We start from the raw sequence: 20,778 nt of genomic DNA on the forward strand, positions 1-20,778 counted from the left end.
GAATAGTTTTCGAGTGCCGGGGGCGGGGCTATCCCTGCCCCCGGCGACACGATCAGCTTTCGGGTTTGATGTTCCAGAGGTAAGGCATGCCGTTGTCGGACTGAATTTCGACCGAGATGCCGGGCTTGGTGAAGAAAGCGCTTTGGGCCCGGTAGGACGGCGCGAACCACGCCTGTTCCACGACGTACCTGTTCAGGTCCTGGCTGGTCTTCTTTGCTTCTTCGCCCTCTGCAGTGCCGAGTTTCATCATGAATTCCATGATCTTGGGATCTTCAAACTTGAAGGCGTTGAACGGAGCCCATGGCGCCAGAGCAAACTGGATCCCAGCCCAGCCCGACTTGGGCGTCTCCAGAATCATCGGGAAAGCTGCCCACGTTCCGCCGAGCATTTTCCCGAAGAGGTCATCGCCGGTGGTCTCCCACGTAACGTTGATGCCGGCCTTGCCGAGCTGCTCCTTGTAAACCGCGAACTCTGACTCAGGGACAAAGTTGTTGCTGGGCATGACCAGGTCAAGTCCGTTGGCGTAGCCTGCGTCAGCCAGAAGCTTTTTGGCCTTTTCCACGTCATAGGGGTAGGCGCTGTCCAGTTCGGGCAGGAACGCGTCAGACGACTTGTCGAACGTTTGCGCCGTCGGTGATCCGTATCCTGAGGCCAGTCCCTTGACGAGTCCTTCACGGTCCAGGGCGTGATTGATGGCCTGCCGGACGCGCACGTCCTTCAACGCGGGGTTGAGCTTGCCGGCCCGGTCCGCGAGAACAAAACCGGACCAGGTACCTTCGGCTATCCGGGTCTCGTACCCGGCAGCCTCGGCCTCTGGAATCTGAGTCGGAGTCTGCGATGCCGTAGCGTCGACCTGACCGCCCTTGACGGCGTTCATCAGCGCGGTCGCATCGCTGTAAAGCGTCATGGTGATGGTCTTGTAGTGTACGGATTCAGCGTCCCAGTAATCGTCTTTGGCGTCGAACACGTAGCTGGACCCCACAACTGTTTCGTCCTTGTCCAGAACGTAAGGGCCGCTCCCGACGGGGTTGTTGGATGCGTCCGGGTCATTCCACATCGCCGGGCTTCCCACGAGGCCTGCAGCCTGGGACAGCGTAGTCAACAGTGAAGGGTCAGGGTTCTTCATCGTCACCAGGATGGTTTTTTCATCCACAGCCTCGGCGTTGGCCATGTTAGACAGATAAGTGGCGTTGGCCGCCGTGCCGTCGCGGAACCGCTTCAGGCTTTCGGCTGCAACTTCAGCCGTGACCGGCGTTCCGTCACTGAACGTGACTCCATCGCGCAGCGTCAGGGTGAGTTTCGTCTTGGAGTCATCCCATTCCCACTGATCAGCGAGTCCGGCAACGATTGTTCCGTCCGGCTCTGCCCGGAGGAGGGTGTCGTACACGGCCTGGAGATACGGGGATTCCATTGCCCACGCCGCCTCCCAAGGAGCGAAGGATGTATTCGGGGCGAGCACACCAAGCCGGAGTTCTTCGGGCTGGGCCGCATCACCCCCGCCTGGTTGCCCGCCTACGCAGGCGGTTAAAGCAACGAGTGTGGCAACGCCGGCCGTCGCAAGCCTCAGGATGCGCTGGTGCATCTTTGCACGGTCCTTTCAAAAACGGGAGTCTCTAGGTCCCGCTACAGCAGGACAATGTGAACCTATCATCAAAACCTTAGGTGTCAAAGGTTTTTGGCGAAGAAATTCTTTGGCCTCAAAGGTTTTCATCGTGACCCCTCCGCTGATACGGTCACTTGGGTGAGTACGACAACAACCAAACCCCGCGGGGAATACGCCAAGTCAGCCCGTCGACGGGATGAGATAGTAACGGCGGCCCTTACCGTTTTTTCATCTTCAGGGTTCCTCAACGCTTCAATGAGTGAGATTGCCAAGCGGGCCGGACTCACATTGCCTGGATTGCGGCACCATTTCGGGTCCAAGTTCGACCTGCTGCAGGAAGTGATGTTCCGACGCGATCTGGACGCGAATAAACACCTGGAAGGCCGGACGGGGATCGATTTGCTCAGGGGTCTCGTCGAAATCGCCGACCGGGATCAGGATGATGCCTCGCTGACACAAATGTTTGCCATGCTGGCGGCTGAAGCGACGGATCCGGAACACCCTGCCAATGCGTACTTCGGCAGCCGTTACGACATGATTATCGACACCGTGCAGCGGGCTTTTCGGGAGGCCGCCGCGGAGGGCGCCTTGCGGCCAGGCCTGGATCCGGGCGGGCTGGCCAGAACCTACATTGCCCTATCTGACGGCCTGCAGTTGCAAGCGTTGTATCGGCCGCAGGCCTTCTCGCAGGCACAACTGACCCGCAACTTCCTTAACGAGTACCTGACGGTTTCACTCTGAACGCTGCCGGGGCAGCCACCCGGTGCGCACGCTGGTCCCCAAGGATACCCTTCCTTTGTTAGAGGTCCAGGTCAACGTGCAGCTTCAGGTTGTTTCGAATGGCCGCAACAAGGTCCATTGACTCCGGCTCCAAGAGCCACTGCACTTGAAGGCCGTCACTGCCCGCCACGATCAGTTCAGCCGTTTCTTCCGGGGATAAGCCCGTCTGCTTGAGCAGCCTCTTGCTGTTAAGGTCCTTCAACGCCGCGGTCAGCGTCCTGCGGACAAGCCTGTAACGCCGCTGAAAGTAGTGATGGGCTGGGTGGTCGGGCGAAGTGGCCTCCGCCGCCAGCGTCGCGAAAAGCTGCACAAGCTGCGGCTGAGAGCTATTGTGCCGGGCAGACGTTATAAGGCTGCGCATCCACTCCTCACCGTCTGGGGCTGCAATGTTCAGGTGCAGGCATCCAATGACTTCAAAATCCCTTCGGTCCAGCACCCCCTTTAGCAACGAGGCCTTCTCGGGGAAGTGACGAAGGAGGCCGGTCTGTGTGAGGCCGGCGGCGGTCGCTACTTCCCGCAGGGACGTAGCGTGGTATCCCTTCTCACCGAATAGTTGCACCGCTTTGTCGAGGATCTGTTGACGTCCACTTTCAGAGGGGGCAGCCCTCTTGCCCCTACTTGGTGTTCGACTGAGGGGCGGGTTTTGAACAATCGCCATATCATCCCTTCGTATAAGCTTTCCGGCCCCCGGTGCTGATGCCGGCCGGCTTAGCGTTGCAGGCTTTCTCGTGACCTCAGCATTCAGCAAGGGCTGCCTGGCTACCATCTGGTGGTTCATCCTCCAGATAATCCTCGGCTTAGCGTCCCGGACACTGCCTTACCCAGTTCATCTCAGGGGAGATGGACGGGATGCGCGGGTGCGTCCTGTCCCTCCGCGGATTCGTGGTGTTGCTGTGGAACAGCAACCTTGATCATGAAAGCGGCAATGATCACTGAGGCAAACAGCAGGCCTGTGGTCGCTAGAAACACCGCCCGATGCCCGGCAACTACTGCCTCCACGGTAACCATCTCGGCGGGCCCTACGGCATACAGGTACACGAGAGTGATGAGAGAAAGGCCGAGCGAGCCACCTATCTGACCGGAGGCACTGGACGCTGCAGCCGCCGCTCCAGAGTCCTCCACGGCCACGTTCTGGAGCGCAAGGTTTTGGACCGGGACAACCGAGAACGCGAATCCCATACCAAACAGGATCATCCCTGGAAGGATTTCCACCCAGTAGGAACCTCCGGCAGTCAGCTGGCTGAGCCAGAGCATACCCAAAATGCTGATCAGTGGGCCGATGACCAACTGCCGGCGGGGCCCGAACCTCGTCATCATACGGATGGCGAACGGTACGCCGGCCATCAGTGAGGCCGTGATGGGGATTGTTGCAACCCCCGCCTGCAAGGGCTCCATCTGAAGAACTGTTTGCAGGTGAAACGTCAGATACAGCATCGCTCCGACCATGACGGCGCCCATTAATGCCTGCAGGAGGAATGCCGCCGCCCTGGTCCGGTCGCGAAGCACATACAGGGGGAGCAGGGGCGAGGACGCGCGCTGTTCCACCTTGACGAACAGCACCAGCAAGACGATTCCGAGGACAATCGGGGCAAGGGCCTGGAACCCCACAGGGGACTCCTCAATTCGGGTGAGACCGTAGACCAGGAAACCAAACCCACTGGAAACTGTAAGGGCTCCGATTAGATCGTGCCGACCGGCGCCGGCCGACTTGCTCTCCGTCAGCACCCACACTCCCATGAGCAGTCCCAGCAGGACGATGGGAACGTTGATCAACAGGCACCAACGCCAGTTGGCAAATTCCGTGAGTACGCCGCCCAGAAGCAGACCTAAAACGGAGCCCACTCCCGAGAGGCTGCCAAACACGGCGAAAGCGGTGTTCCGCTCTCTACCGGCAGGGAAGGTGACGGTGAGGATTGCCAGTGCCGCCGGGGCCAGCAATGAGGCTGCAAGTCCTTGGCCTCCGCGGGCCAGAAAGAGGTTGAGGCCGTTTGGGGCAAGCCCACCCCATACGGATGCTGCCCCGAACATGGCCAGGCCGAGGAGAAATGTTCGCTTGTGCCCCCAGCCGTCAGCGATGCGGCCACCCAGCAGGAGGAAGGCGCCAAAAGCAAGAACGTACGCTGTGATAACCCAGTGACGGTCTGAGTCCGCAAGGGAGAGCTCTGCCTGTGCCCGCAGCAGGGCAACATTAACGATTGTTCCGTCCAGCACGACCACGAGCTGGGTTAACGCGACCGTACCAAGGATGAGCCAGCGGCGGGCCGGAAGTGCGAAAGTAAACAAAAGCGGGGTCCTTTCGAAGATGCTGAAAGGTCCTTGGGTTTCCAGCCCGGATCACGCGCTCGATGAAGGAGCAGCACAACCACGCCGACAGAGGTGCCGGCTAAGACGAATGCCCACGAAGCATAGGTCGAAAGAAGTTGCGCAGGCAAGTCCGATGGATCGCTAGTTCAACTTCACGGGCGGAACACTAACCTCCACAGAGTGCGCAGACAGCGGAAAAAGCCCCGGCAATTTAGCCCCCGCTCTCTGCAGGACTGAACGTAGCCACGCCGTGGATGCTTCGTTCGTCCGGGAGGGATGCCAAAACATGGCCTCAACCAAGTACGCCGGCCGGTCGAACAGCACTATCCGCAGGTCTGCACCCCGACAGGCGCGGACGGCCAGCATACGCGGTACCACTGCAACAAGATCTGTACCCTCTACCAGCGAAGGCAGTGGCAGGAATCCGGTCACCATCGCAGCTACTTGCCGCTCAATGCCACGGCTGTTGAATAGCTTGTCTGCCGGGGTGAGAATTCCTTCACCAAAATGGGCAACCGCGTGTGGCGCGTCCGCCAGGTCGCGAAGAAGCAGCTTCGGCCGTCGCAGGAGGGGATTATCTTTATCCGCCAGGACCACAAAGTCGTCCCTGAAGAGCTGCTTCGATTCTCCCGCCATGCTGTAACCCGTCGGTCCCACAAGCACATCCGTATTGGTGTAGTCCGTGATGTCCCGGCGCAGTCCAGCTGTAGGAATGACGTCTACGGACGCATGAGGCGCCTCCTCTCGGAGAATCCTTCGCAGCGGCCCGACCAGAAGGGACGCCGCGTAATCGGAAGCAGCGATGACAAAGGAGCGTTCGCTGGTTGACGGTTCGAATGCCGACTCTGACCGGGAAGCTCTCTCCACATGAATCATTGCCTCATGCACTAACGGCATCAAGGAGTTCCCGAAGGCGCTGAGTTCATAGCTCCTTCCAGTTCGAACCAGAAGCTCATCATTGAAGTGGCGCCGAAGTTTCGCCAGCGCGGCGCTCATTGCGGGCTGGCTCGTCCCCAGCCTTTCAGCCGCCCTGGAGACATTTCGGAACTCGAGCAAAGCCTGGAGTTGCGGGAGCAGGTTGAGGTCCAGCTTTTTCATCAGCACACCGTATCAACTATTCGTGGTTCTTATACATGCGATAAGAAAATGCATCTTCTTCAAATGGACTGGATTCGGGATAGTTGAGCAACGAATAACCGTAACAAAGCAGAAGGACTTCAACGTGGAAACTCCGCTCTCTCACCTTGCCCACCTCGAGATCACCACCCCGGACGTGGAAGCCTCGGCACGGTTCTACGAGGAAAAGTTCGGCATGCGCATCATCGACCGCGTGGACGGCAACGTCTACCTGCGCTGCTGGGGCGATTACTACCGCTACAGCCTGGTCATCACTGAAGGACCGGAAGCGTCCCTGGGCCGGATGGCCTGGCGCACCAACTCCCAGGCGGCCCTGGAAGCCGCAGCCGAGCGCATCGAAAGCACCGGCGTGCAGGGAACCTGGACGCCCGGCGGCCACGGCTACGGCAAGGCTTACGAGTTCACCGGCCCCTACGGTCACCACATGCGCCTGTTCTTCGACGTTGAAAAGTTCGTCGCGGAGCCAGAATTCGCCTCCACCTACCCGGACCGGCCCGAGCGCCGCAGCAGCCACGCCGCCGCACCCCGCTTCCTGGACCACGTGACCGTGGCGTCCTCCGATGTCCGTGGCTTCGCCAAGTGGTACAACGAGGCCCTCGGTTTCCGCGTCATGGCATTTGTTGACCTGGACGAAGCACCCATCACCGTGTTCTCCGTGCTGACCACCAACGAGAAGTCCCACGACCTCGGCGTGGTCCTGGACACGTCCGGCCGTCCCGGCCGTGTAAACCACATCGCTTTCTGGGTGGACGCTACCGAGGACCTGCTCCGCACTGCTGACGTCCTGATGGAAAACGGCACGCCTATGGAATACGGCCCCTCCATCCACGGAGTGGGGGAGCAGAACTTCCTCTATTTCCGCGACCCGTCAGGCCTGCGCGTGGAGCTGAACTCCGGCGGCTACCGCAACTATGTCCCGGACTGGGACGCCAACACCTGGAAGCCGTCGCTGGGCTCGAACAACTTCTACAAGAACGGCGCCATGCCGCACTCCATGACCGAATCCTTCCCGCCGGCCGAGGGTTTCACCGCCACGGAGGAAGGCGCCTCCCCCGAAATGAAGGAAGCCCTGCTCAACCCCTACGCCAAGCAGGGTCGGGGCTAAGACACCATGGCTGAAGCTACCTATGCCCTCATCCGCTTCCAGGAAGCCGGCGACAGCAAGGCCCGCGCCGGCCTGCTGGTGGGTGACCGGGTCCTGCCGCTGGACGGGGACATCAACTCCCTGATCGAGCACTGGGACACCACCGAAGCCCAGCTGGACAGCCTCGCCGCCTCCGCCAGCCAGGACTCCGGCCTGGCGCTGGCCGACGTCGAAGTCCTCGCACCGGTGGAACCGGCCCAGGTCCTGCAGACGGGCGCGAACTACCGCAAGCACGTGATCGACCTCGCTGCGGCACACCGCGAGCCGGGCGAGGACGAAGAGGAAGTACGCGCCAAAACGGCCGCCATGATGGACAAGCGGGCAGGCCAGGGCACGCCGTACTTCTTCATCGGGCTCCCGACGGCGATCGCGTCCGCCACGGACGACCTCACCCTGCCGTCCTACAGCAAGTCCCACGACTGGGAGCTGGAACTGGCAGCAGTCATCGGCAGGACCGCGTTCCGCGTCACTCCCGAGGAAGCCCTGGACTACGTCTTCGGCTACACCATGGTCAACGACATCACCACCCGTGAATACGTGTTCCGCAAGGACATGCCCGCGATCGGATCGGACTGGTACCGTGCCAAGAACGCCCCCGGCTTCCTGCCCACCGGGCCGCTGCTGGTGCCGGCCAAGTTCTTCGGGGACCCGCAGGACGTCCAGGTGACCCTGAAGCTCAACGGCAAGGCAATGCAGGACGAGTCCACGCAGGACATGATCTTCGGGGTGGCCAAGCTCGTCAGCGAAGCATCGCAGAATATGCCATTGCGGCCGGGTGACCTGGTGCTCACCGGAAGCCCCGCCGGCAACGGCCAGCACTGGGGCCGGCTGCTGCAGGACGGCGACGTTATGGAAGGCACCATCACAGGGCTGGGCACCCAGCTCATCCACTGCAAGGACGAAATCACAACTAAAGGTGTTCAGTGACCACCCAGGACACAGCGCCAACCACCGGCACCGGGGAATCAACCGATTCCCCGGTGATCCGGCGTGAAGACCCGCTCGGCAGCATCCGCGCCATGGCCAAGGCCCACAACAACTGGGGCCGCTGGGGCGAGGACGACGTCCTGGGAACGTTGAACTTCATCGACGCCGGCAAACGCGTCGAGGCCGCCGCACTGGTGAAGACCGGTGAGGCGTTCTCGCTGTCCCAGCCATTCGATACCAACGGCCCGCAGAAGGGCTGGCGCCGCCGCACCAACCCCGTCCACACCATGACGGACACCGGGTTGGACGCCGAACGAGGTCAAGGTTTTCCCCACGGTTTCGGGGGTGCTGACGATGTCATCGCCATGCCGCTGCAGTGCTCCACGCAGTGGGACGGCCTGGGCCACATCTTCGACCAGGGCAAAGCCTGGAACGGCCGCGCCGCCGGGGACGTTGTCACCTCCGAAGGCGACCTGGTAACCGGCATCGAAACCGCAGCGGCCAAGATTGTCACCCGCGGCGTCCTGCTCGACGTCGGCCGTGCGCTCGGCCCGGACCTTGGACGGAACGACGGCGAACTGCCCGACGGTTTCGCCATCACCCCCGAACACCTCCAGCGGACCATTGACCTGCAGGGGCCCAGCTCAAAGGTGGGCCGGGGCGACATCGTGGTGATCCGCACCGGGCAGTACACCCGGGTCCGCCGTGACGGCTGGGGTGACTACGCCGGCGGTTTTGCCCCCGGCCTGTCATTCAACACGGCGCCATGGCTGCACCGGTCCGAAATCGCCGGGATCGCCACCGACACGTGGGGCTTCGAGGTCCGGCCCAACGAGTTCGACGCCGCCTTCCAGCCCCTGCACCAGATCGCGATCCCGAACCTGGGCCTGTTCCTGGGCGAGATGTGGGACCCGGACGGCCTGGCGGAAGCGTGCGCAGCAGATGGCAGGTACGACTTCCTCCTGACTGCCGCCCCGCTGCCCATCACCGGTGCCGTCGGGTCGCCCGTCAACCCAATAGCCGTCCGATAACAGCAACGGCACGATATAGCCAGCAGCAACAAACGACCACCAGCATTAAGCCGTCAATACAAAGGAGTCAGCGATGGCAGCAGTACAGAACGTCGGAATTGTCGGGGCGGGAGCCGCTGGGCTGACCGCAGCCATCCTCCTGGCCGACGCCGGAATCAAGGTGGAAATCCTCGAGAAGGCCGAAGCACCGCAGACCCTTGGCTCCGGCATCACCCTGCAGGGCAACGCCCTGCGCGTCCTCCGCCAACTCGGTGTCTGGGACCAGGTCGAGGCGAAGGGCTACGGGTTCAGCACCCTGGGCCTGCGCGCCCCGGACCCGGCCGGCACCGTCCTCGCAGTGCTGGACGATATGCGCACGGGAGGCGATGACCTCCCCGCCACGATGGGCATGTATCGCCCCGACCTCACCTCCATCCTCCGCGAACGGGCAGAGAAAGCCGGCGCACGCATCAGCTACGGCAAATCGGTCACCGGCATAGCGGACGACGGCGGGTCCGTCACCGTGAGCACCGCCGACGGCGGCTCGGCCACCTACGACCTCCTGATCGGCGCCGACGGCCTGCACTCCGCCGTCCGCAAAGCCATCGGCATCGACGTCGAGCCGCAGCCCACCGGCATGGGCATCTGGCGCGCCTTCGTGGAGCGGCCCGACGAAGTGGTCCGCACCGACCTCACCTACGGCGGCCCCTGCTTCATCGCCGGCTACTGCCCCACCGGCCCGGACACCATCTACGCCTACCTCGTGGAAAAGGCCCAGGAACGCAAGCACGAGGACGGGCCTCGCATCATGGCCGAACTCGCCGCGGCCTACGGCGGCCCGTGGAATGAAATCCGCGCCAACCTGGACCACAGCGCCCGCATCAACTACACATGGTTCACCACCCACCTCGTGGACGGACCCTGGAACCGCGGCCGCACCGTGATCATAGGCGACGCCGCGCACAGCTGCCCGCCCACCATTGCGCAGGGTGCCGCCATGGCAATGGAAGATGCGGCCGTGCTGGCCGAACTCCTGATCATTGCCGATGACGTTACCGAGACGCTCTGGAAAGAGTTCACCGACCGCCGCCTGGACAGGGCAAAGGCAGTTGTCGACGCGTCCGTCCAGCTGGGCCAGTGGATGCTCGACGGCGTGCGGGATGCCAACGTGCCCGGCCTTATGCATTCAATCTCCAGCCTGGTCAGGGAACCCGCATGAGCACCCGCCCCGCAGAAACCCCCACTGTTGACGTCCACGCCCACATCCTGCTTCCGGCCCTCCAGCAGTTGGTCGCCGAGGCAGATCCCGAGGGCTTCGGCGCCCAGCAGGCCCTGGAGGTGCGGCGCAACGGACCCGAATCGATGGCCGCTTCGGGCAAGATGATCAAGGAACGGTGGCCCCAGCTGACGGACCTGGACCGCCGGCTCGCGGACATGGATGCCCAGGGCGTGGACGTGCAGCTGGTCTCGCCGTCGCCGTCGCACTTCTACTACTTCGCCGGCGAGGAGCTGTCCCTGCAGGTAGCGAAGCAGGCCAACCAGGCCGTGCGGGAGTTCGTTGACCGCGCCCCGGCGCGGCTCAACGGCCTGGGCCTTGTCCCGCTCCAGCACCCCGCCTTGATGGTGGAAGCGATGGAGCACGCGGTGCTGGAGTGCGGACTGCTCGGCGTCGAAATTGGATCGTTCGCCGCCACCCCGAACGGTCCGGAGCGCAGCACCGTCGAACTCTCCGACCCCAAGCTGGAACCGTTCTGGAGCCGGGCCGAGGAGCTGGGCGCCCTGGTGTTCCTGCACCCGTTCGGCTGCTCCCTGGATGAACGGCTGGACCGTTTCTACCTCGCCAACACGGTGTCCCAGCCCGCGGAGAATGCCGTGGCGCTGTCCCACCTGATCTTCAGCGGCGTCCTGGACCGGCACGCCGGCCTGAAAGTTCTGGCCGCCCATGGCGGCGGCTACCTCCCCACCAAGCTCGGCCGATCGGACCACGCCTGGAAGGTGCGGCCCGAGGCCCGTGGGTGCGCCGAGCCGCCGTCGTCCTACCTGAAGAGGCTGTATTTCGACTCCCTGGTGCACAGCGCCGCGGAGCTCCGCGCCCTGGTGGCTGCTGCGGGCCCGGAGCAGGTGTTGCTGGGCTCGGACTACCCGTTCGACATGGGCTCCGACCTTCCCGTGGACGAGGTCCAGGCTGCCGGCCTGTCGTCCGAGGGCGAGGCCCAGGTTTTGGGCGGCAACGCGCGCACCCTTGGCATCATGGCAGCGGCCGCCCTGGCCGCCCGACCCACAGCTTAAGGAACATTCACATGGTCAAGATCGCACGCTGGAATTACGACGGCGGGACGCAGTCCGGCTTTGTGGACGGCGGACACTGCCACGCGCTGCCCGCCGGCCAGGGCGTCCAGACGCTGTTGGACGCCGGACTGGATGAAACCCTGCGCGCTGCCCGGGAAACCGTAGGTTCCGCCCCTGCCGTTCCGCTTACGGAGGTGCAGCTGCTCGCCCCTCTGGTGCCCGCCACCATCCGGGACTTCGTGGCGTTCGAGGAACATGTTGAAGGCGTGCGGAAGAGCATCGACGGCGTGGCCGGCGTGGTGCCCGAATGGTACGAGGCGCCCACCTTCTACTTCACCAACCCGCACACGGTGACCGGCACGGGAGAGATGATCGGAATCCCGGCGGGCTGTGAGGACCTGGACTTTGAAACGGAAGTGGCCGCCGTCGTCGGCCGCGTCCCCGGCAGCGACGGCAGGAACCTGACCGCCGCGGAGGCGCACAGGCACATCTTCGGCTACATCATCCTCAACGACTGGTCCGCGCGGGACCTCCAGCGCCGGGAGATGAAGGTCAGCCTGGGCCCTTGCAAGGGCAAGGACTTCGCCAACACGCTGGGCCCCTGGATCGTGACGGCAGACGAGTTCGAGGACCGGCACGACGCCGAGGGGTTCCTGCCCATCTCCATGTCGGTCGAGGTCAATGGCCAGCCCATCGGCCAGGACCTGCTGTCCAACATGGGCTGGCCCTTCGCCGAGCTCGTGGCCTACGCCTCCCAGGACTCAGTGGTGCGGCCCGGCGACGTCCTGGGCTCCGGCACCTGCGGCAGCGGCTGCCTCGCCGAGCTGTGGGGACGCAACGGTTCCAAGACTCCGCCGCCCCTGGCAACCGGCGACGTGGTCCGGATGACGGTGGAAGGGATCGGCACCATCGAGAACACCGTAGGCGCCAGGCGAGAAGCCTCGACCCGCGTTGCGGCCCGTGTCCGCCCCAGAACCCACGACCTCACTAGATCAAGCACGGGCTCCTAAACTTAGCTACCATCGCAGCGTGCTTCCCGCCCACCTTGGAAGATGGTACTGACATGCCTCGCACACAAGGGGGAGAGTCGGTGCTCTCCCGCGCCGTCCGTATCGTGGAGGCCTTCGGGCCCGGCGATACCTCCCTGACCGTGACCGAGATTGCGCGCCGTTCCGGGCTGCACATCGCGACCGCGTCACGCCTCGTGGAAGAGCTGAGAACCTTCGGCTGGCTTGAGCGGGGCGAGGACCGCAAGGTCCGAATCGGGGTCCGCATGTGGGAGGCAGTCTCCCGCGCGTCACCTACCCTGGGTCTGCGGGAAGCCGCCATGCCGGTGATGGAGGACCTGCATGCCATTATTGGACAGCACATCCAGCTGGGCGTAATGGAGGGCGACGACGTGCTTTTCGTGGAGCGGCTGACCGCGCCAGGAGCGGTCGTAAACTACACCCGCGTTGCCGGCCGGCTTCCCCTCCATGCGTCCTCCTCCGGCCTGCTGCTCCTGGCCCATGCCCCGCCGGCGCAACAGGAACGGATCATTGCCCAAACGCTCAAGGTCTTCACTAAGTGGACGATCAGTTCCCCTTCCCAGCTGCGGGCTGCCCTTGCCGAGGTCCGCCAGCAGGGGTATGCATTTCTGGCCGGGCACATACACCCCGACGCCACCGGCATCGCAGTGCCGGTCAGAAACCCTGCCGGCAAAGTAGAGGCTGCGTTGGCGGCTGTTGTCCCTAATGATGTCGCCGCCCGTTCCCGCATCGCCGTTCTTCAAGCCGCATCCTCGGCTGTTTCCCGTGCCATGGAGTACCCAGCGCCGCCAGCCCCATAGCTCCGAGAGAAACGCTCTCAATCATTGAGAACGGCGTGGTGGCGCAAGTCACTAACGAGCGAATGTTGGGGGAGAACAAAGCGAGCAAAGGAGCCGACATGTTCGAAAAGAAATCTGTTGCAGACTCCCACATGAAGCTGACAGTGACGACGAAGACCCGCGTCTCCAGCGACGTAGTGTCACTGACCTTGGCCCACCCGGAAGGGCGCCGGTTGCCGGACTGGACACCTGGATCACATGTTGATGTGGTCCTACCCTCCGGCATCACCCGGCAGTACTCCCTCTGCGGGGACCGCTGGGATGCCGATAACTACCGCATTGCGGTTCTGCACGAGCGCTCGGGGCGCGGGGGATCGGCTTATATCCACGAACAACTCACCGTGGGAACCATGGTCGCCCTGGGGGGACCGAGAAACAATTTCCGGCTGGTGCCGTCCGAAAAGTATCTTTTCATCGCCGGCGGCATCGGCATTACCCCGATGCTTCCCATGATCCAACAGGCAGACATGCTCGGCGCGGACTGGAAACTCCTGTATCTGGGCAAGTCGCGGAGCAGCATGGCGTTCCTTGATGAGCTATCAGGCTATGGGGACCGGGTCGTGGTCATGCCCAAAGACGAATCAGGCCCATGTCCGCTCGAAGACTTCATCAGCGGCCCCGCCATGGATACCAAGGTCTACGCATGCGGCCCGCAACGGCTGCTCGCCGCCGTCGAACGGCACTGCAGTGACTGGCCGGCAGGGCTCTTGCGCCTGGAACACTTTGCCGCAAAAGCCCACGGCGCCCCTGCACGAGACACCCCATTCGAGGTGGAGCTTGCCCAAACCGGCCTGTCCGTCACAGTTCCGCCCTCGGTGAGCATCCTCGACGCCCTCGGAAACGCAGGCGTCAGCGTTCTGTCCTCCTGCCGCGAAGGAACGTGCGGAACGTGCGAGGTCAACGTACTGGCCGGGAAACCGGACCATCGTGACTCCATTCTCGACGACGCGGACCGGGCCGCCGGTCACTGCATGTTTCCCTGCGTCTCACGCTCCTGCACTGACCGCCTCGTTCTTGACCTCTAACCCGGCTTACACCCAAAGGACCGACAAATGACCGTCCAACTCACCACATCTAACACGCCTGTCAGCGACGCCGACCCGTTTAGCTACGACGTTCTTGAGGATCCGCTCCCTTTCCAGAGTGATCTTCGGGCAGCAGGACCTGTGGTCTACCTGGAAAAATACGACGTGTACGCCATGGGCCGCTACAAGGAAGTGCACGCCGCGCTGACAGACTGGCAAACCTTCCAGTCCGCGGCAGGTGTCGGACTTAGCAACTTCCGATACGAAAAGCCATGGCGGCCACCGAGCCTGCTCCTGGAGGCAGACCCCCCGCACCACGACGCACCCCGGGCCGTACTGAGCAAGATCCTCGGCCCCCGCGAAATCCGCAAACTGGGGGACGCATGGGCCCATGACGCAGAGAGCCTGGTGGAGGACCTGCTCTCGAGAGGCACCCAATTCGATGCCGTCACCGACTTGGCCGCGGCGTTTCCGCTTCGCGTCTTTCCTGACGCAGTGGGCATACCCCGCAGCGGCCGGGAAAACCTCCTGCCCTATGGGGACCACGTCTTTAACGCCTTTGGCCCGCCGAACGAGCTGGTTGCGAAAGGCGCACCGCGCGTCGCTGAGCTCTCAGCCTCGATAGCAGCACAATGCGCCAGAGACGTTTTAACCCCGGACGGATTCGGCGCCCAAATTTGGGCGGCTGCCGACAGGGGAGACATCACGGCAGCCCAAGCACCTTTGATTGTCCGGTCGCTGCTCACAGCCGGGGTGGACACGACCGTGAACGGCCTGACCGCCGTCCTCTACGCGTTCGCGACCAACCCTGACCAGTGGAAGCGACTGCGCGAGAACCCAGCCCTAACGCGTACCGCCTTTGACGAGGCAGTTCGCCTTGAATCACCCGTTCAGACGTTCTTCCGGACCACCACTCGGGACATTGAAATTGGCGGCACGCTCATCCCCGAGGGCAAAAAGATACTCATGTTCCTGGGCTCGGCAAACCGGGATCCGCGGCGGTGGGACAACCCCGACCATTTCGACCTGGGCCGGGACCCCTCCGGGCACGTAGGGTTCGGCTTCGGCATTCACCAATGCGTGGGACAGCACATCGCCCGACTCGAGGCGTCCACCCTGCTCACCGCCTTGGCCAGGCGAATCTCAACCATTGAAATCAGTGGCGCAACACGCAGGCACCACAACAACACCCTCCGGGCATGGGAATCCCTGCCCGTCCGGGTCCAACTGGCCTAAACAACCTTCCGGCCATAGAAACCTTCGACCCCCACAAGTTCACTCAACGCCTTGACCAGGCAGCGGCGCCGTGGCAGCTGCCGGGTCAGTGCACCCAATTTACGAGGACGTAAAGATGGACATACTCAAGGAAGTCCGCACATCTCCGATGAGCCGGCTCCAAATCCGCGCCGTCGCTGTTGCGATAGCACTGATGCTCATCGATGGCATGGATGTTGCGGTCGCCGCATACGCCGCACCGGCGCTGTCAAAGAGCTGGAGCCTGGACCCCGTTACTTTAGGGTTCCTCCTAAGTTCAGGCCTCGTCGGAATGGCAGCCGGATCGCTTTTCCTCACACCTTTCTCGGACAAGATCGGTCGGCGCCCAATGATGCTGGTCGCACTGGTTCTGGTTAGCGCAGGAATGGTCCTATCGGTCTTTGCCGGCGACGTCGTGCAACTGATGGCCTTCCGGGTCCTGGCCGGACTCGGTATCGGAGGCATGATCGCTAACTTGAACGTCTTTGTCTCCGAGTACTCATCGGACAAGCGAAGGGGCAGTATCTTCGGGCTCTACACTGCCGGGTTTGCCATCGGTGCAACCCTCGGCGGATTCATCGCAGGACCACTTATTCCGCAGTTCGGCTGGCGATCGGTGTTCGCCGTCGGTGCTGCCGCGAGCGTGCTGATGCTCGCCGTGACGTGGCGGTACCTGCCAGAATCCCTCGATTACCTCATCACCAAACGGCCACACAACGCATTGTCCAGGCTGAATGTCATCCTCGCGCAGATGGGCCGAAGCGCGCTGGAAAACTTCCCGAGTTGTCCCAGAACCAGCAGACACAGCACGGAATCAAGACCCTGCTGACCGGACGTATGGCAAGCCAGTCTCTCTTGCTTTGGTTGGGTTACGGCCTGATGATTGCCGCCTACTACTTCGCGAGCACCTGGACGCCGAAACTTATCGCCACCTCCTCGGGGGACGACAGCCTGGGCGTAACGATGGGCCTGGTCGTGAACTTCGGCGGCATCATAGGCTGCTTCATCTTCAGCGCCCTGGCTATCTTTCTTCGCAGCCGTGACCTGCTGCTTGGGTCACTCCTGGCCTCCGCGCTGATCTACGTCATCTTCGGGATGGCCTTCAACCAGACCTCAGTGGCAATCATCATCGGCGCCGTTCTCGGCGTGGTTACATCAGCGAACGTCGCGGGGTTCTACGCCACCACACCGGCGCTTTTCCCGGCCGAGCTCCGCGGAACAGGGATTGGCTGGATGGTCGGTATCGGGCGGCTGGTCTCAATCGTTGCACCCATTCTGGTGGGTTACCTCCTGGCCGGCGGCTGGAAGGCCGAAAACATCTTCATGCTCTTCGGCATCCCCCTGATCGTGTCCGCGTTGGCCATGGCCGCAGTGTGGTCTCTCTATGCCAGGGAAAAGTCCTTTGGCCCCGCACTCTCCAAGGTCTCCTGACCTTCATAAGATCCGAAGTGACGCACAGCAGCTGCGTGGCCAGATAGGCGGCTGTCTTCCGTCGAGCACAATGCGGCAGGCCCTAGGTTCTCGTAACGGCCGTAAGGTAATTGTCATGCGTCAATGGTTCCCCTAGTCTTCGAAGCAATCAGAGCCGTGGTTTAAGAAGTTAAAGGAGCGGGCATGTCCGATCACACGTACAGCATTTCCGAAATTGTTGGCACGTCCCCGGACGGTGTCGACGCAGCAGTCCGAAGTGGGATCAGTGAGGCTTCCAAGTCCTTGAGGAACCTCGATTGGTTTGAGGTCAAAGAGATCCGTGGTCACTTGAAGGATGGCGCTGTCGCAGACTGGCAGGTGACCATGAAGCTCGGGTTCCGGCTGGAACGCTAAACTGCGGCCGCCGTCGGCTGCTGGGCACCAGGCGGCAAACGGCGCCCGGCACGCCCTGTCAAGCCCCGAAGCAAGAAGATTGCGTCTTCTTGACCACCGGCGTACTAGTGATATATTTAGCGTGATGTGACGCATACCACTGCCGCTCGGTGCTACCGAAGCCGGCCCCCGTGTCGTCAACCTCCGCAGCCTGAGCCGCTTCGGTACCATCGGGCCAAAAGATCTCGTTGGGGCAGGAAACATTTGTCCGTGGGCCGTGCAAGGGCCTATGCCTCTTGCGCGGCCCCGCGGACGACGCCGTCTCCCGGTATGTCTGCTGACGCCCGCCGATGTGAGGTCCCCAATTGCCGAACGTTTCACCCACTCCTGACCCTGAACTCCGTCGAGCCGTAGCAGCGCGAACCCTAAAGGTGCCACGGATCGTCGTGGCTGTCGTTCTCGAGTGCCAGGGAGACATTGCGCTGTTCCGACGAAGCCAACAACTTAACCACGACAGGGGGCTGTGGCACTGCATAACAGGCTTTGTGGAGCAGGGAACTTCCCCGGAAAAGCAGGCTGCTCAGGAGGTACTTGAGGAAGCGGGGCTGGCTTCCTCACACTTGATCAACTTCCGCGCAGGACCGTCCCTCGAGCTCATGGACCAATTGGGCAACCCATGGCGAGTTCACACTTTCGCAGCAGAAGCATCAAATTCCGCACTGACAATCAACTGGGAACACGATGCATACCGCTGGCTCGCACCGTCCGATATAGCAGGACTTACACATCGTGTGAGCTGGCTGGATCGAGTGCTCGAAGCTACCGGGCACCGAAGCGGTTGACTCAGAGGTCTTCCGGCGTCGACGCCCTTGCCTGCCTGTGGCTCATGTCGCATCCTCCACTACGGTCACCTCATCGGAGAAGGGCTTACCGGCAGACATCACGGAGTCAAAGTAGTTGAAAGCCCGCTGCGCTAGCGATCGAACGATCGCGAAGTAGGCGTCTACCGCTTCCGGTCGCGCGCCCGGATCGGGCATCATTGCGCTAGGCAGGTCTGGGCACTCGAGCAGCCGATAGTCGTGAATCAGCATCGTTCTTGCGACAAACACTTCTCTGTCACTCATCTTCTCGCAGGAATCAGCAACATCCCGATAGTGCTTTGCGAAGGCGCGGTAGCGTTGGCACAGTGCGTCCAGATCCCATGCTCGCCGAATGATGGCTGACAGCCCAGGGAGTTCTGCCATCCTGCCGATGAGAACGCTCGCGTGTTCCCGTACGTCGAATTCGTCAAACAACTGTTCAAGTTCCGCCGCGCGATCATGCTGCGAAATCCACAGACCGTCCTGGACCGGCCCAAACCCGAGGAATCGAAGCCGCCGGGCAAGGCGCGTGCGTTCCAATCGCTTCGTTAACGGGATGTCATGCCACAGCATGGTCCAGGTGTCGGGAGCTGCCTTCGGAGTCTCGGCCCACTCCATACGCCGGTCACCTTCATCAAGAATGCTTCCGAGCGCATCGGTAATCCGGTAATGGATAAGGCGGCCGCTCCGTTCCCGTTCAAGCATGCCGTTTTGAACCATCCGGGATAGTGCGGCTCGGGCGGCACCAACTGTAAAGCCCGCGTCAACCAGAAGCCCGACAAAGCCTCCCGACCAGATTGTCTGGCGGCGGTTCCTTACGTAACCACCCAGTAGCGTCATGGCGAGCTGCTGCGGTTGAAGCACTTCTGAATGGAATCCCCCGTTGGTTGGCACGCTGAAATCTAGCTCACTCTGCTTCCCGACTCGCTGTGGATCGGTTTTCACCTTCGTCTTTATGATCTCCTCGCACCTCCTCTTTCTTTCTAGTGTCGCTCGGTGGAAGCACGGGCTCGTCGACGCCTATGTCCAAGCCGGCACAAACAGCCGAAAAAGTGGGACCATCCATAGTTGACACCGTTAGCGAGGTCATGCGTAGATTGTCTCATGCGGATGTCACCCGCGTTAGAGGATTGCGGTGAAAAGTTACTGAACATCCGGATGGCAGGGGACTTTACTTCTGCCGCTGACCACGCCCGTATCAGCGCAGGACTGGACGAGCAATTACTCCCAGCGCTTGAGTATCAAGATCGGCGCCCCGGTTGCAGTTAGGCGGGACGCTCGATCGCCGGCCTAACAGGGCCTGCCATTCGGCAGGAAACCCTGGGGAGGACGGGTCCTCACAGAATCATTGAGTTTCAGACCGACAACACACGAAGGAAGTTAAACATGACGACGGGACCCACTATCGCTGTAACCGGCGCGGCCAATGGCATCGGAGCGGCAACTGCCCAACTTCTAGTCAAGGACGGCTACACCGTAGTCGGACTGGACCTCGAACCCATCGACCTGGACGGCGTGTACGGTTACAAGTTCGATGTCACGGACATTGATGGGCACAAGGCTTTGCTCGATGAAATTGAGGCGAAGCACGGGCACATCCAAGGGCTGGCGAACGTTGCCGGAGCCTACAGCTACACCTCACTGGCCGACCTCACCATCGAAAAATTCCGCAAACAGCTGGCAGTCTTCCTCGAAGGGGCGATATTCCTCGCCCGCGAAGCAGGTCTTCGCATGGCTGAACGGAAGTCAGGTCGCATCGTCAATGTCAGCTCTACAGGAGCCACTCAGGCGATGCCTGCTTCTTTCGCTTACGTAGCCGGAAAAGGCGGCCTGGATGCAGCAACTCGCGCCCTTGCGCTGGAGCTCGCCCCTAGTAATGTCCTGGTCAACATCGTTGCTCCCGGGTTCGTCAAAACCCGCATGTCCAACGACCCCGACACCGGAGTCAATGAAGCCGACACCCCCTACTTCCGCGACCTGGTGGAACACGGCCACCTGCCGATCGGCCGCACATCCAACCCGGATGAGATCGCTGGCCCCATTGCCTTCCTCCTATCAGATCGCAACACCTACATCAGCGGCACGACCCTGGTCGTTGACGGCGGCTTGACCACCGCCCTTTAGTCCGGGGCCGATGCGTATTCTCACTCTGCTTTGTCGCATCGGCCTCCTGCTTTCATCCTGCGGACTGGGCCCCCGCCTTAACCCCCTGCCGCTAGTGAGGCACACTACGTTGCGTACTCATGACGAACGTCACTAAAGTGCTACACTTGCCAAGGGTGGCCACTCCATTGAGGCACAAGCTGAATTAGGAGCCTTGGTCTAACGCGAACTCGTCGCAGCTTGACGCTTTCCTGTCGCTGCATCAGCCAAAACCTAAACGACGTATTGCTTTTGGAAGGACATCTAGAATGACAAAGACCATCGATACCGGGGTGTTCATCCCTGTTGGCAAGAACGGGTGGATTCATTCGGTCAACACCCCGGAGACCCCGGGAACGTATGAGCACGTCCTGAAGGTCGTGCAGGGCGCTGAGGCCCTGGGGTTCGACTTCGTGCTTAGCCCCGCGATCTGGCGCGGCCGCAAGGGCCCTTCGGAGCACTGGATGGTCTCTCTTGAGTCGATGACCACCACCGCTGCCCTGCTGCAGGCAACCAGCCGGATCAACGTGTTCGGCACCGTGCACATGACCGTGTACCCGCCGGCTACCATCGCGAAAATGGTTTCGACGCTGGACCAGATCGGTCCGGGCCGTGTCGGGCTGAACCTGGTCA

At 62.1% G+C, this 20,778-nt stretch carries 21 protein-coding genes; 16 read left to right on the top strand and 5 right to left on the bottom strand.

Features of this window, described 5'->3' with window-relative positions; translation table 11 throughout:
- Positions 1-52: 52 nt before the first annotated feature.
- Entirely contained in the window at positions 53-1,411 is a 1,359-nt protein-coding gene (locus AC5RTT_RS15350; RefSeq protein WP_494145924.1) for an ABC transporter substrate-binding protein, read from the bottom strand.
- A 330-nt stretch (positions 1,412-1,741) separates the two neighbouring features.
- On the opposite strand from AC5RTT_RS15350, the gene AC5RTT_RS15355 reads away from it, so the two are divergent.
- Positions 1,742-2,344, top strand: coding sequence for a TetR/AcrR family transcriptional regulator (locus AC5RTT_RS15355; RefSeq protein WP_494145942.1), 603 nt, complete (start codon positions 1,742-1,744; stop codon positions 2,342-2,344).
- Positions 2,345-2,402: 58 nt separating this feature from the next.
- Here the strand turns inward: AC5RTT_RS15355 and AC5RTT_RS15360 are convergent, their stop codons facing one another.
- The 3 genes from AC5RTT_RS15360 to AC5RTT_RS15370 form a co-directional block, all read right to left on the bottom strand.
- Positions 2,403-3,161, bottom strand: a complete 759-nt coding sequence (locus tag AC5RTT_RS15360; RefSeq protein WP_494145925.1) for a TetR/AcrR family transcriptional regulator — start codon at positions 3,159-3,161, stop codon at positions 2,403-2,405.
- A 53-nt stretch (positions 3,162-3,214) separates the two neighbouring features.
- Positions 3,215-4,666: an MFS transporter gene (locus tag AC5RTT_RS15365; RefSeq protein ID WP_494145926.1), complete on the bottom strand. Its 1,452-nt coding sequence runs from the start codon at positions 4,664-4,666 to the stop codon at positions 3,215-3,217.
- A 162-nt stretch (positions 4,667-4,828) separates the two neighbouring features.
- Entirely contained in the window at positions 4,829-5,785 is a 957-nt protein-coding gene (locus tag AC5RTT_RS15370) for a LysR family transcriptional regulator (protein WP_494145927.1), read from the bottom strand.
- 124 nt (positions 5,786-5,909) lie between these two features.
- Here AC5RTT_RS15370 and AC5RTT_RS15375 point away from each other — a divergent pair, with 124 nt between their 5' ends.
- The 13 genes from AC5RTT_RS15375 to AC5RTT_RS15435 all read left to right on the top strand — a co-directional run bounded on the left by AC5RTT_RS15375 (position 5,910) and on the right by AC5RTT_RS15435 (position 17,985).
- Complete coding sequence (locus AC5RTT_RS15375; protein ID WP_494145928.1) at positions 5,910-6,929, top strand: VOC family protein; 1,020 nt, start codon at positions 5,910-5,912, stop codon at positions 6,927-6,929.
- Between the two features lie 6 nt (positions 6,930-6,935).
- Positions 6,936-7,895, top strand: coding sequence for a fumarylacetoacetate hydrolase family protein (locus tag AC5RTT_RS15380; protein ID WP_494145929.1), 960 nt, complete (start codon positions 6,936-6,938; stop codon positions 7,893-7,895).
- Positions 7,892-8,926, top strand: coding sequence for a cyclase family protein (locus AC5RTT_RS15385; protein ID WP_494145930.1), 1,035 nt, complete (start codon positions 7,892-7,894; stop codon positions 8,924-8,926). The genes AC5RTT_RS15380 and AC5RTT_RS15385 overlap by 4 nt, the downstream gene beginning before the upstream one ends.
- A 73-nt stretch (positions 8,927-8,999) precedes the next feature.
- Positions 9,000-10,124, top strand: coding sequence for an FAD-dependent oxidoreductase (locus tag AC5RTT_RS15390; protein ID WP_494145931.1), 1,125 nt, complete (start codon positions 9,000-9,002; stop codon positions 10,122-10,124).
- On the top strand, positions 10,121-11,194 hold the full coding sequence (locus AC5RTT_RS15395; RefSeq protein WP_494145932.1) for an amidohydrolase family protein: 1,074 nt from the start codon (positions 10,121-10,123) through the stop codon (positions 11,192-11,194). Before AC5RTT_RS15390 ends, AC5RTT_RS15395 begins: the two co-directional genes overlap by 4 nt.
- 11 nt (positions 11,195-11,205) lie before the next feature.
- Positions 11,206-12,204 (top strand): fumarylacetoacetate hydrolase family protein, encoded by a 999-nt coding sequence (locus tag AC5RTT_RS15400; protein ID WP_494145933.1) that lies wholly within the window; start codon positions 11,206-11,208, stop codon positions 12,202-12,204.
- 53 nt (positions 12,205-12,257) lie between these two features.
- The gene (locus tag AC5RTT_RS15405) at positions 12,258-13,022 is read left to right on the top strand and encodes an IclR family transcriptional regulator (RefSeq protein WP_494145934.1); all 765 of its coding nucleotides are present in this window, start codon (positions 12,258-12,260) and stop codon (positions 13,020-13,022) included.
- A gap of 98 nt (positions 13,023-13,120) precedes the next feature.
- Positions 13,121-14,086 carry a PDR/VanB family oxidoreductase gene (locus AC5RTT_RS15410; protein WP_494145935.1) on the top strand — a complete coding sequence of 322 codons (966 nt, stop codon included), beginning with the start codon at positions 13,121-13,123 and terminating at the stop codon, positions 14,084-14,086.
- A gap of 27 nt (positions 14,087-14,113) precedes the next feature.
- Positions 14,114-15,322 (top strand): cytochrome P450, encoded by a 1,209-nt coding sequence (locus AC5RTT_RS15415; RefSeq protein ID WP_494145936.1) that lies wholly within the window; start codon positions 14,114-14,116, stop codon positions 15,320-15,322.
- A 115-nt stretch (positions 15,323-15,437) separates the two neighbouring features.
- A complete protein-coding gene (locus AC5RTT_RS15420; protein WP_494145937.1) occupies positions 15,438-16,169 on the top strand; it encodes an MFS transporter in 732 nt (243 codons plus the stop codon).
- A gap of 26 nt (positions 16,170-16,195) precedes the next feature.
- Entirely contained in the window at positions 16,196-16,771 is a 576-nt protein-coding gene (locus tag AC5RTT_RS15425) for an MFS transporter (RefSeq protein ID WP_494145938.1), read from the top strand.
- Between the two features lie 183 nt (positions 16,772-16,954).
- Positions 16,955-17,164: a dodecin gene (locus tag AC5RTT_RS15430; RefSeq protein ID WP_493994696.1), complete on the top strand. Its 210-nt coding sequence runs from the start codon at positions 16,955-16,957 to the stop codon at positions 17,162-17,164.
- A 425-nt stretch (positions 17,165-17,589) separates the two neighbouring features.
- On the top strand, positions 17,590-17,985 hold the full coding sequence (locus AC5RTT_RS15435; protein WP_494145939.1) for an NUDIX domain-containing protein: 396 nt from the start codon (positions 17,590-17,592) through the stop codon (positions 17,983-17,985).
- Between the two features lie 42 nt (positions 17,986-18,027).
- Here the strand turns inward: AC5RTT_RS15435 and AC5RTT_RS15440 are convergent, their stop codons facing one another.
- A complete protein-coding gene (locus tag AC5RTT_RS15440; protein WP_494145940.1) occupies positions 18,028-18,948 on the bottom strand; it encodes a PaaX family transcriptional regulator in 921 nt (306 codons plus the stop codon).
- A 441-nt stretch (positions 18,949-19,389) separates the two neighbouring features.
- Here AC5RTT_RS15440 and AC5RTT_RS15445 point away from each other — a divergent pair, with 441 nt between their 5' ends.
- Positions 19,390-20,127, top strand: coding sequence for an SDR family NAD(P)-dependent oxidoreductase (locus AC5RTT_RS15445; RefSeq protein ID WP_493994699.1), 738 nt, complete (start codon positions 19,390-19,392; stop codon positions 20,125-20,127).
- 287 nt (positions 20,128-20,414) lie between these two features.
- A partial coding sequence (locus AC5RTT_RS15450; RefSeq protein ID WP_494145941.1) for an LLM class flavin-dependent oxidoreductase occupies positions 20,415-20,778 on the top strand: 364 nt, incomplete at its 3' end.

This window comes from Arthrobacter sp. Y3221157, assembly GCF_059089865.1.